The 12,510-nt window shown below is 33.5% G+C and carries 12 protein-coding genes; 1 reads left to right on the forward strand and 11 read right to left on the reverse strand.

Going from position 1 to position 12,510, the window contains the following annotated elements; genetic code table 11:
* Window positions 1-50 precede the first annotated feature (50 nt).
* The 3 genes from LPB248_RS13280 to pyrH form a co-directional block, all read right to left on the reverse strand.
* A complete protein-coding gene (locus LPB248_RS13280; protein WP_177211869.1) occupies window positions 51-2,546 on the reverse strand; it encodes a DUF5686 family protein in 2,496 nt (831 codons plus the stop codon).
* A gap of 119 nt (window positions 2,547-2,665) precedes the next feature.
* Window positions 2,666-3,229 (reverse strand): ribosome recycling factor, encoded by a 564-nt coding sequence (gene frr, locus LPB248_RS13285; protein ID WP_111425131.1) that lies wholly within the window; start codon window positions 3,227-3,229, stop codon window positions 2,666-2,668.
* 75 nt (window positions 3,230-3,304) lie between these two features.
* Window positions 3,305-4,012, reverse strand: a complete 708-nt coding sequence (pyrH, locus tag LPB248_RS13290) for a UMP kinase (protein ID WP_111425130.1) — start codon at window positions 4,010-4,012, stop codon at window positions 3,305-3,307.
* Between the two features lie 194 nt (window positions 4,013-4,206).
* Here pyrH and LPB248_RS13295 point away from each other — a divergent pair, with 194 nt between their 5' ends.
* Window positions 4,207-4,824: a thioredoxin family protein gene (locus LPB248_RS13295; RefSeq protein WP_177211870.1), complete on the forward strand. Its 618-nt coding sequence runs from the start codon at window positions 4,207-4,209 to the stop codon at window positions 4,822-4,824.
* 348 nt (window positions 4,825-5,172) lie between these two features.
* Here the strand turns inward: LPB248_RS13295 and LPB248_RS13300 are convergent, their stop codons facing one another.
* From LPB248_RS13300 to LPB248_RS13335, 8 genes are all read right to left on the reverse strand, one after another.
* Window positions 5,173-5,739 carry a hypothetical protein gene (locus tag LPB248_RS13300; protein WP_177211871.1) on the reverse strand — a complete coding sequence of 189 codons (567 nt, stop codon included), beginning with the start codon at window positions 5,737-5,739 and terminating at the stop codon, window positions 5,173-5,175.
* Window positions 5,740-5,747: 8 nt separating this feature from the next.
* Window positions 5,748-6,443 (reverse strand): tRNA pseudouridine(55) synthase TruB, encoded by a 696-nt coding sequence (gene truB, locus LPB248_RS13305; protein ID WP_177211872.1) that lies wholly within the window; start codon window positions 6,441-6,443, stop codon window positions 5,748-5,750.
* The gene (locus LPB248_RS13310; protein WP_177211873.1) at window positions 6,443-7,240 is read right to left on the reverse strand and encodes an undecaprenyl-diphosphate phosphatase; all 798 of its coding nucleotides are present in this window, start codon (window positions 7,238-7,240) and stop codon (window positions 6,443-6,445) included. The genes truB and LPB248_RS13310 overlap by 1 nt, the downstream gene beginning before the upstream one ends.
* Before the next feature lie 103 nt (window positions 7,241-7,343).
* On the reverse strand, window positions 7,344-7,601 hold the full coding sequence (locus LPB248_RS13315; protein ID WP_177211874.1) for a DUF3098 domain-containing protein: 258 nt from the start codon (window positions 7,599-7,601) through the stop codon (window positions 7,344-7,346).
* An 83-nt stretch (window positions 7,602-7,684) separates the two neighbouring features.
* The gene (locus tag LPB248_RS13320; protein ID WP_177211875.1) at window positions 7,685-8,560 is read right to left on the reverse strand and encodes a cell division protein FtsX; all 876 of its coding nucleotides are present in this window, start codon (window positions 8,558-8,560) and stop codon (window positions 7,685-7,687) included.
* Between the two features lie 266 nt (window positions 8,561-8,826).
* Complete coding sequence (locus LPB248_RS13325) at window positions 8,827-9,417, reverse strand: molybdopterin-dependent oxidoreductase (protein ID WP_177211876.1); 591 nt, start codon at window positions 9,415-9,417, stop codon at window positions 8,827-8,829.
* Between the two features lie 12 nt (window positions 9,418-9,429).
* Window positions 9,430-11,985, reverse strand: a complete 2,556-nt coding sequence (locus LPB248_RS13330) for a TonB-dependent receptor (RefSeq protein ID WP_177211877.1) — start codon at window positions 11,983-11,985, stop codon at window positions 9,430-9,432.
* A gap of 82 nt (window positions 11,986-12,067) precedes the next feature.
* Window positions 12,068-12,415, reverse strand: a complete 348-nt coding sequence (locus LPB248_RS13335; RefSeq protein ID WP_177211878.1) for a winged helix-turn-helix domain-containing protein — start codon at window positions 12,413-12,415, stop codon at window positions 12,068-12,070.
* Window positions 12,416-12,510: the final 95 nt, after the last annotated feature.

Raw genomic sequence — 12,510 nt, forward strand, 5'->3', positions numbered from 1 at the left:
GGTTATGTACATAAATTTGTGAATTCGTGGCGAAAAAATGACTTTAAAAATTAGAGCCCAAGATCAAGAACATAAGAAATCTTAACCGCAATATTATCTTCAAATCTCAACAACTGATTTGGACCGTATCTATAGAATCCGCCTAAACCAAAACCTTTAAAGATTTTGTTCAATTCGATTCCTGATTCAAAATAACCTTTGTCTAGAGTTTTGTAAGTTGGACCAACATGCTGTTCTGGTTTTTCCATGCTTCCCCAAGCCATTCTTGTAACTAAAACTAAAGATGGTCTTACTTTTCTAAAAAGTGTAAGTCGGTCAAAACCATGTTTAATTTGAAACATCAGATATTGGCTTGAAAAGAATTCATTAAAATACATGGTTTCAAAAGCATTTCGTCCTGCAAAAGTGATACGTTGAACAACTGTTTCTTTTGTTAAGTTATTCGGTGCAGTGTTGTACAAATGCGTAATAGGAACGTCTCCCATTGCCAAACCAGCTTGTAAAAGCAAACCTGTTTTCTGGCGGTTTAAGTATTGTTTTTCGTATTCAGCTTTAAAATCTATTTTGCTAAAAGTAAAATCATTTTCAAAAACATTCGGTAGAGATTGGGTATACTGAAAAGTAAATCTCGGAAATTTTTTATCGCTTTCATTTCTTCCTGTCGGAGTCTGCATATAACTACTAAAAGGCGCCCAGACAATAGAAAGCATTGCTGTGGTCATAATATAATTAGAATACAGTTTTCCGTTTAGATTATACAGATAATCAAATTTCGGCTCGATATAATTTCGCGAAAGTTCTAAAACAGCCTCGGTTTTCGGAATAAATTTGGTTTGAACATTGGCACGCCATCCCACATATTCGTAAAAAGTACTGATGTTGATTGGTCGCGGATCGTAAATTTTAAAAATGCGTTTATCAACGCTAAAAACAGTACTCGCTATCTCTCGAACATCGTCGGCATAATAACCATTAAACCAAGTGTTGGTATGTTTGTCTAGCAATACGCCCCCGCCGACGCTATATTTAAAAACACCATCTTTCGTTCCGTAAGCTCCATAGCCTTCAAGGCGGAAGAATTTAGACAAACGATCATTTGTAACGCCTCCAATACCTAGACGAAAACCTTCGTAATTGTTATAGCTTATGATTTTTTTTAGGTCTAAATCGACAGGGCCAATAGGATAGAAGCCGTTAATAATTTTTCGACCAATTCCTAAACGTTTTTCAATTCTATTTCGAACAGAAAGACTGTCAAGTAACAAATACGTTTTCTGGCTTTTTAAGTCGAGATTTTCTTTTCGGTATGCTTCCCAAAAGCTTTCGGGCTTTTTGGCTGCATCGTCTTTAATTTCGATGTAAAGAGAAGGATTTTTTATCGGAGCGTCGGTATTCACGCGAATATCAAAACTATTACTTTCTGAAAGCAGATAAGTAAAATCGGAAGCCACTTTTTTTCTGCGCTCTAAATTCTCTTCAACATCTCCGTCAAATTGAATCGTACCACCTAAAATTCGAATGTCGTCATCATTTTTTCCTTTTACGATTTTAAAAGTGGTATTGCTCTGAAACCAGATTTTCTCTTTCGGAATATATTCAAATTCATGAATACCACTAATATCCAAAACGCCTTTAACGCGCATTACCGCTTTCGCGACAGCGTAATTCTCTTTATCAATATATAAAACTCCTTCTAATCCTGAAGCTCTGTGTTTTGATTTGTTTTTGAAATAAATCATGTACGTATCGCGGCCTCGAATACTAACAGTATCTAAGAGTTTGTAATTGTAGCTTGAAGGAGCATTTTTCGAAATCGGATTTTCGTATTTAGTTTCAAATAATTCGTATTTCGAATCGTAAATTGAAATAGATTGAAGGTTGAAAGCCAGAACTTCATAAATAGGCTGTTTGAAACCAGCTATTTTTGTTCCTAGAACAGTTTCCTTCAATTTGTTATTTCCGAATTGATATTGAGAAACTTTCTCTGTCTGAAACAAATGCTGCTTGCTTACAATTTCTTTAAACTTATAATCGGAAGAATCGATATTGATGATTTTTTTATTTAAATCTTTATACGCAGCCGAAGTATCAATACGGCCGTCAATCGAATCTGGATTTGCGGTTACAATAAGTTTGTTATAGGTTTTATATTCAAAATTATTGAGTTTTTTCTGAGGATCGTTTGTTGCTTTACTGGCAATAACTTTTTTGATAATAGTTAGAGCAGGATTTTCATTAGAAACAACAACTTCTTTTAAATCGTCAGTTTGTTGTAAAAGTGAGATTGAATAAAAAGTTTTGCTGTTGATTAAAGCAATGGTTTTTGACCTAAAACCTATATAAGAAACAGTAAGCGATGTGGCAGAGTTGCTAATTTTGAAAATAAACTTACCGTCAACATCTGTAATGGTGTTATTGTTTTCTGAAGTGGTAATGGTAGCAAACGGAAGGGGTTTGTTGTTTGAATCGGTTACGATTCCGTTTATTTGAATTTGCGCCTGAAGGGTAAGCGTAAAAAACAAAGTCAAAAAACAAAATAGCTTCATACAGAATGATATAGTTTCAAAAACGAAAAGAAATTAATTTTCGTATGCAAAAATAGCAATAAAAAAATCCGTCTGGTACAATAAACCAAACGGATTTTTATTTTATAACCAAATCTTACTTATACTTTCATGATTTCGGCTTCTTTTGCAGCCAATAACTCATCAATTTTTTTAATGTAAGCATTTGTTAAGTTCTGAACTTCTTCTTCTGCCGATTTACAGATGTCTTCTGAAGTTCCTTCTTTTTCTAATTTTTTGATATCAGTATTAGCATCTTTACGAGAATTACGAATACCAATTTTAGCATCTTCAGCTTCAGATTTTGCTTGTTTAGCTAAATCGCGACGACGCTCTTCTGTTAATGGTGGTACGCTAATGATTACCATATCTCCATTATTCATTGGGTTAAAACCAATGTTAGCGATTAAGATTGCTTTTTCAATTGCTTGCAGCATATTTTTTTCAAATGGCTGCAATGTAATTGTTCTAGCATCTGGAACACTAATTTTAGATACTTGAGAAAGCGGAGTTGCAGATCCGTAATAATCTACAAAAACACCTCCAAGCATAGCTGGAGAAGCTTTTCCTGCACGAATATTAAGAAATTCTTTCTCTAAGTGTGCAATAGTACCATTCATTGATTCCTCAGTACTTTCTAAAATAAAGTCTATTTCTTCAGTCATTTTTTCTTTAGTTTTCAGTTTTCATTCTCAGTTTTCAGTTATAGTCTTGCGCGACTGTAAAACTGTTACTGATGACTATATATTTACTACAGTTCCGATGTTTTCGCCTTCGCAGATTTTCAAAAGGTTTCCGATTTTATTCATATCAAAAACAACGATTGGCAATTTGTTTTCTTGGCTTAAGGTAAATGCGGTAGTGTCCATTACATTTAATCCTTTTTTAAGTACGTCGTCAAATGAGATAAAATCAAATTTTACAGCAGAAGCATTTTTTTCTGGATCAGAGTCATAAACACCATCAACGCGAGTTCCTTTTAAGATAACATCAGCATTAATTTCAATACCTCTTAAAACAGCTGCTGTATCGGTTGTAAAATATGGATTTCCAGTTCCAGCACCAAAAATTACGATTCTACCTTTTTCAAGGTGGCGGTCAGCTCTTCTTTTAATGTATGGTTCTGCAATAGATTCCATTTTCAAAGCCGTTTGTAGACGCGTTTTCATTCCTTTATCTTCAAGAGCGCCCTGCAAAGCCATTCCGTTAATAACAGTTGCAAGCATTCCCATATAATCTCCTTGCACTCTGTCCATTCCTGAGCTTGCTCCGGCAACGCCTCTAAAAATATTTCCTCCTCCAATAACAATAGCAATTTCTACTCCTTTGTCGTGAATCTGCTTGATTTCATCTGCATATTCGCCTAATCTTTTCGGGTCAATACCGTATTGTAAATCACCCATTAAGGCCTCGCCGCTAAGTTTAAGAAGAATTCTTTTATATTTCATGTGTGTGTTGCGTTAATTTGTGCAAATATAGACATATTCTGATTTTTAAAAATAATGTTTGCAAAAAATTAATTCGCGTTGCAATTTTAAGTATACAAAGGCTTCGCAGTTATTTAATTTGAAATGTGACAAATGTCATTTTCTCCGTCTTCTTAAAATTTGTATTTTTATTGTATCCTAAAAATGAAACAAATATGAAAAGCGTCGTAGCCAAAGCATTATTCAATAGTCATTCTTATGCTGAATATAGAAAAATAGTAACCGATTTATTGATTGAAGGAAAATCAACAGGAAACGAACAATCTGAAAGTTTGACCAATTACACCAAATTGAACGAAGCCAGAATGAATAGGCTGGAAAAAACGATAACAGTTTCTGATGCTATTGCAGAAAAACTTCAAAACTTAGACAATCACTATATCTGGCTAGTGCTTTCTGAAGGCTGGTGCGGAGATGCAGCTCAAATTCTTCCAATTTTAAATAAAATGGCTTTGGTTTCTAATAAAAGAATAGATCTTAGAATCGCATTTCGTGATGAAAACGATGATTTGATGCGTCATTATCTTACCAATGGTGGAAGAGCAATTCCAAAAGTGATTATTATTTGCAAAGAAGCCGGAATTGTACGTGCCGATTGGGGACCAAGGCCAAAAGGAGCAACTGAATTAATGGCAAAACATAAAAGAGAAGTGGGCGCTATTGATGAAAAAATAAAAACCGATCTGCAATTATGGTATTTGGCAGACAAAGGAATCTCAACACAAGAAGAATTAGTCGAAATTATGGAGAATATTAAATATAACCGTTTGTAGGTTTTGTTTAATATGTTGATAAACAGGTTAATTGGTTGATAAAATTGTCTTAAAGTCTTTTTATCCTGTTTTAAATTTTGTAACTTAGTAAAACTAATCCCACATCTATTATAGCTTTCAGATTTACTCTTTTTATTGGTGTTTTATTTAATGTTCAACAATTAAAAAGTACACTATTATGAAAAAGTTATTCGAAAGATTTTATGATTTCTTTTCTACATTTTTATTTGGAGGGAAGAATGTGCCTCACTATTAACTGATATAAGTATGGAATAAAATTACTTATTTTTAGGAGCTTGGCACATTACTTTCAGATAAGTAATGTGCTTTTTTTTTTACATCAAATATTTAGTCTGTTTCTGATGATGAGTAATAAAAGAAATCCTGAAGAGTTATTCCAAAAGAAATCATACCAATGCTTTTTGCATTGTGAAGTGGAAAATCATAATCACAGATTTCTGCAAAAAGAATAAAATCGTCTGAGCCAATTCCGAGTTTTATTTTTTTGTATTCTCCGTTCAAATTGCCACGTCCTATGGCAAATCCTTTTCCGTAACCAACCTGTAGCATGATTCTCGTTTCTGGCCCTACTTTTGGACTTAAACCAAGATTTAAAAACACCGGAACAGCAACCAGTTTGTCATCCCATTTCCAGTCAATACCACTGTGAATACCGAATGTTAGCCATTTTTTATAATGAACTCCATACCCAAGTTTTGAACCTAAACCATTTGGGACAAGAAAAGCATTTGAGGATGTTGATTCTGAGCCTGAATATGAATCGTTTGTGTTATTAGGATTTCCAGTTATAGAAACAGCAAAATCAAATTGTGCGTATGTGAATTTAGTTGCCTGACTATGTATAAATGAATTAAAAAAGGTTATAAATGCAATAGTCAGTAAAATTCTCTTCATACAAGGTTTTATTTTTTCAGGAGTTCTTCTTCAAACAAAGTAATATCAATCGCATTTTTTACATCGTATTCACCAATTTTAGTTCGGCGTAAAACAGTTAAATGCGAACCAGAATTCATGGCTTTCCCAAAATCGTAAGCCAAAGAACGAATGTACGTTCCTTTAGAACAAACTACTCTAAAATCTATTTCTGGTAATGCAATTCTAGTGATTTCAAATTCGTGAATAGTAGTTTTTCTGCTAGCAATTTCAATAGATTCTCCTGCGCGAGCATGTTCATACAAACGAACACCATCTTTTTTAATAGCAGAAAAAATAGGCGGTTTCTGGTCGATTTCGCCTAAAAATTGTTTTACCGTTTCATGAATTAAAGCTTCATTAATATGTTCGGTTGGAAAAGTCTGATCGATTTCGGTTTCTAAATCATACGATGGAGTAGTGGCTCCAATATAAAAAGTTCCCGTATATTCTTTTGCCTGACCTTGAAGTTCTGAAATTCTTTTGGTGAATTTCCCAGTGCAGATCAATAAAAGTCCCGTTGCCAAAGGATCTAAAGTTCCTGCGTGGCCAATTTTAAATTTTTTCGGAAGTCCAACTTTATTAATTAAAAGATACTTTAATTTGTTGACAGCTTGAAATGAACTCCATTTTAAAGGTTTGTCTATCAATAAAACCTGTCCTTCTAAATATTCTTCAGTAGTCATTATATGATGGTAAGCGGATGAATAAAAAAGTGAATCAATAATAAAATGATTCCGGCAATGATTCGGTAATAACCAAAAACTTTGAATCCGTTTTTAGTCAAAAAACCGATGAAAGTTTTAATTGCCAATAATGCAACAGCAAAAGCAACAATATTCCCAATAACCAACATGTTTACTTGATCATGAGATAATTCAAAACCATCTTTGTAATAATCATAGCATTTTTTTGCAGTTGCTCCCAACATTGTTGGAACGGCTAAGAAAAATGAAAATTCTGCGGCTGTAGTTCTTGATAATTTTTGAGACATTCCCCCAACGATACTGGCTCCGCTTCGAGAAACTCCAGGAATCATAGCAATACATTGAAATAATCCAATTTTGAAAGCTTGTAAATAACTGATTTCTTGAGAAGTTTCAGCTGTATTTGGATTGTTAAACCATTCATCTACTTTTAATAAAATAATTCCTCCGATTAAAAGCGAAATAGCAACGGTAACGGGGTTTTCTAATAAACCATCAATAAAATCGCTTAATAATAAGCCTAAAACTACCGCTGGAATAAAAGCAACAAGAAGTTTAAAGTAAAAATCAAAAGTTTGAAAGAAACGTTTGAAGTATAAAATTACAACCGAAAGTATTGCGCCAAGCTGAATTACAATGGTGAAAAGTTTAGTGAAATCGTCATGCGCGATTCCAAAAAAAGAAGAAGCAATAATCATGTGTCCTGTAGAAGAAACAGGCAAAAACTCTGTAATTCCTTCAATAATGGCAAGAACAATAGCTTGTAGTGTATTCATTTAATTTAGATTATTAGATTTTTAGACAGCTTAGACTTCTTAGATTTAAAGAGATTAATTTAATAATCTAAAGATCTAAGAAGTCTAAGTTGTCTAAAAAAGTCTATTTTGATTTTTTGAATATAGAATAAATCGTGATTCCAAAACCGATTAAAACAGTTGTCGGTGCTAAACGAATACGTCTGAAGTTAAAAATGTCTTCGTTAAAAACATTTGGATCTTTACTTCCTCCGCCAGACATTAAAATAAATCCTAGCGCAATTACAGCAATACCAATTAATAAAATTTTATAATTGATGCTGTCAAAAAGGAATTCCTGTTTTTGAATTTGTTGTTCTTCTTTATTATTGTTGTTTTTCATCTTTATATGTTTGTCAGCCTGATCGAAGTTGAAGGCATTTTTTTTAAATCTAAAATCTGCAATCTAAAATCTGCAATCTAAAATTAGTAAAGATCGTCAGTTCTTAAATTCAAGAAACGCTGTGTTGCGAAATGTGTGCTTACCCAAGTAATTAGAACCCCTAATCCGAAAACAGCAACTAAAACTAAACCAGTTAAAGCTTTGTCTTCTAGAATTCCTAAACCAGGGAAATTAGTGTCTACATATAATAAAAGCGCGATTAAAGCAATTATGGCTAAACCAGCGCCAAGCATTCCAAGTTTTACACTTCGCATTACAAATGGCTTACGGATAAACGCTTTTGTAGCTCCAACCATCTGCATAGTTTTGATAATAAAACGATTTGAATGTATAGACAAACGCAATGAACTATTGATTAATAAAACTGCAATTACTGTCAAGAAACCACTAATAATCAAAATCCACATACTTACTTTTCTGATGTTGTCATTTACAAGATTTACCAATTGTTTGTCGTAAACAATATCTGAAATCATAGCATTTTTGCGAAAGTTGCTTTCAATCTTAACGATGCTGTCTCTTTCTACATAATCTGCTTTTAAGTGAATGTCGTATGAATTCAATAATGGATTTTCTCCCAAAAAGGTTAAAAAGTCTTCTCCGATAATATCAGTATGTTCTTTTGCCGCTTTTTCTTTCGATACATAAACAAAAGATTTAGCAAAAGGCGCTCTTTTAAGTTCGGTGTTAAATGCTTTGATAATACTATCATTCGCTTCATTTTTGAAGAAAACGGTCATGGCGATTTTTTCTTTAAAATCATCTGCCAACTGTTTCGAATTAATAATGAATAATCCTAGTACTCCCAAAAGGAATAATACCAAGAATACACTTAAAACTACCGAAAAATAAGAGGAAATTAACCTGCGTTTTTGAAATTTATCAAAGTTAGAACTCATAGTTTGCTTAAATTATGTGGTAAAAATAATAAAGAATTTCTTTATTTAAAGTTAATAACAAACTTTTATACTTAAAAGTACGATTTAAATCTTGAATCAAAGTTTTTATTTAACCGCAAAGTACGCAAAGCTTTTCGCAAGGTTCGCAAATAAAAAGTATAGCCACAGATTAAAAGGATTAAAATGATTTTTTTAAATCTGTATAAATCCTTTTAATCTGTGGCAAAAAAAACTTAGAACCTTAGCATCTTAGTACCTCAGAACCTTTACTTAACCTTATAAACTTCAATACTTTTTAGCCAATAAACATGTCGAGGTCCAGTTCGAACATCATTTTTGCAAATTGCAATCATCTCTCCATTTTTAATTGGTTTTCCATTTTCTTCAAAAAGAATATAGGCATTATCTCCCGTAGGGTTATTGAAAAGTTCTGCCCATGAATAAGTTGCTTTGTAATTATCTGAAGCTCTTTCTACAATATAGAAATTTCGGTCTTTATGATCTTCCTGTTTGATTTTGGCCTTTTCTAAAATGTCTCTCAGTAAAACGCCTCTGCAGGTTTTTACTTCTCGTTTTACTTCTCCATTTTTACCTAAAATTTTGAAATTATCAATTGTTGCAACTTTCATTTTTTTTAATGAATCAACAGTTAATTGTAGAGGAAACTCAACATCGCCTTTTACTTCAATGGTATGATTGGCTAGCTTTAAACTGTCTTCAGAAGAAAGAGTTGCGTGTTCGTGTTTTTTAGTTTCAGAAGTTTTTTCAGTTGAATTTTTTTCTTCTTTTTTTGAAGAATTGCACATAGAGCATGAAAATGCAATTAAAAGAACGAGAATGTAATTTTTAGTTTTCATAGAATTTATAGTTTAAATTTTACTGGTTTCCCAAATTAATGACAAATAATACAATCCGCCAATTGATGGTCCGCCGAGAATTGAAGTATAAGGTTTATTCAGAATATTGGTTCCTCCTAATTTTGCTGAAATGCCTTTTTTGAAAGCATAATTTACCTGCGCATCCATTGACCAATATGCAGGAACAGTTCCGCTGACCAAGAAAGAAACATAATCGAAGTTGTTTTGATAACGTGCCGTAACACTCGCACCTAGACTTTTCCAGATATTTTGAGCAATTAGAGTTCCATTCACATTAAATTCTGGAGTATTGAAACCATCTTCCAAACCATCTTTATCATCAGTTCTGTCCAATTTGGTATAAGTTAAATTTGTCAAAGCACTAAAAGTATTATCAAAACAGTATTTCAAACCTAAGCTTCCTCCGTAATTGTATATTTTACTTTTAGAATTGGTCCAAAGTCTGTAGCGACTTTGAGTGTTTTTAGAATATAAAGCAGTCGGAATCAAATTTGGATCTGTAGTATTCGGAATACTGGCTTCAACTTGTGCGATGAAATTTTTATAAGAGTTATAATAGAAATCGGCATCGATAAAAAGACTTTTGTTTAAAGTGATTCCTCTAAAACCAACTTCAAAAGATTTTACAAATTCAGGTTCTAAATACGTGTACGGATTTTTCTGAATCGTATTTTTGTTTTTTTCGATGGCCTGTGCTTGAGTTAATCCATTTGTATTCACATCGGTATTTACTTGCGCTTGAAATTTATCAATTGAAGCTTTTGTATAGGAGTTTTCAAAAATTCCATCAGACATAATTCGTAATCCGCCAACACGTTTTACACCGCCTGAATTTACATTCGAAAATCCTTCAAAAATACTCGGGAATCGATAGCCGTTTTGGTAAGAAGCTCTAAAATTGCTGGTTTCTTTTGGAGAATAAACAGCTGTGAACTGAGGCGTAAATTTTGCATCAAAATAATCAGCTTTATCCATTCTGACAGTTGCACCCAAACGTAATTTGTCTGAGAAAAAATCTTTTGTCACTTGTGTAAAAGCGCCAGTTTTTTGATACGTCAGATTTTCGTCAGCATGAACTGGATTGATGAAATAATTTCCATCAGGAACAATAATGTAATTTCTGTAATCGACACCGCTCAAAAGTTTCGCATCAATTTTTTCGAAAAATGAAACAAAAGCTTTGTCCCAATTAATCAATCCTTCGCCATGAACCAAAGTCGATTTTACTCGCAAAGCCGCACCAATATCCCAATTGTTGATGTCGATTAATTCCTTTTTCTTCTCTTCGTAAGCTTCAGTTCCAGGCAGAAATCTTCCTGCATCAGATTGTGTTCTGGCAATTCTGTGCGCGTCGGCAACGCTTGCTCCGCCTGCAACAGCATTTTTATAAGCGGTGCTGTAATCGGCAAACCATTTATCATCAGATTTATAAGCGCGATCCATATTTTCTGCCAACGAACGCATGTTGTATGAATCGCCAGTGTTTTCGGTTGTTGCATAAGCTTTTACCTGAAAGATTGGAGTATGATAATCTGAAGAAAATTGATTTAAAGTATAGTTATCTAATCGAAATCTATTCGAGCGCTGATAAATCGTATTGATAAGAGCAGTTTTATAAGTCAGGGAAAGTTCGTGATCTTTTTTCGGACGAAAATACAACCCAAAATCGGCTTTGTAATTTTTAATTTCGTAGTCAGAAATGTCGGTTTCTCGATAACCTGTTCTAGCAACAACATAATTTTTGCCATTTAAGTTTAATGTTTTTCGATTTGCCGATTCGTTCCCGTAACCGTTTACTTCGTCATAAGCGGGATTATCTGCGCCAAACAAACCAGTTGAAGCATTGGCATTTGGAGCCAAATCGGTTCTGTCATCCGCAACCCAGTCTGTTCCGCCTGTAGTTGATGCATTGATTTTAAACGCCCATTTTTCATTGAAAGCTTTAGCTAATCTCAAATTAAACTGCGAATATACTTTCGGTGAAAACCGATCAATATTGCCAACATGATTTACTCCGGTCAATTGTTGAATCGCGATTCCCTGATATTCAAAAGGATTTTTGGTCTGAATATTGGCTAAGCCGTTAATAGCATTCATTCCGTACAAAGCGGCGGCTGTTCCCGGAATAATTTCAATTTTATCAATATCAAGATCATTTGCGCCTAAGGCATTTGCAATTGGAGCGCCCAAATGTGGCGCCTGATTATCGATTCCATCAACCAATTGTGCAAATCGTACGTTGGTAGAGTTGGCAAATCCACGAGTGTTTATGACTTTAAATCCTAAACTTGGTGTAATAATCTGGACGCCTTTTACATTTTCTAGCGCTTCATAAATACTTGGCGACCCCATTATTTTGGCTTCCGCCGATTTTAATTGCTCGATACTGATGGGAGAATGCATTAATTTTTCAGAACGACGAGAAGCTGTAATCACAATTTCATTTAGTTCTTCTTTTTTAATGCTGTCTCGTGTTTTTGAATTTTGGATTTGAGAAAAACTTTTGAGGCTTATAAAAACAAAGAATAAATACAGTTTTTGGTTCATGGTTTTTGGCTGTTAAATTCAGTATGTTTTAAAATGAATACTGATGGTTAAAAAAAAGGTTTTGGTTTAAATGTTTATTTTTTTAAAACTTCAAATTTTGAGTTTCTTTTTGAGCAAACTCTTTGATACGTTTTTCAACTTCATAAAAAACAGCAATAGCTTTTTCTCCTGCTTCGGTCAATCGTGCTCCGCCGCCGCCTTTTCCTCCAAGAAGTTTTTCAACTAACGGACTTTCGGCGCGTTGATTCATTTCTTCAACCAATTGCCAAGCCTGACGATACGCCATTTTCATTTCTTTTGCGGCATTGGTAATCGAGCCTGTTTTTCGGATGTTTTCCAATAACCAGATTTTCCCTATTCCAAGAAAAGCGCCTTCAGCTTCTTCAATCCAAACACGAACTTCGACACTGTATTTTTTACTGTCAGCCATTTTAATTTTTTTAATACTATTCAAAAATAATTCTTTTCTGATAAAAATATTCTGTCAATGTGATCTGTTTTCTAAGTATTAAAATGTAAACATAA

The organism is Flavobacterium sp. LPB0248 (assembly GCF_013388355.1).
Taxonomy (GTDB): domain Bacteria; phylum Bacteroidota; class Bacteroidia; order Flavobacteriales; family Flavobacteriaceae; genus Flavobacterium.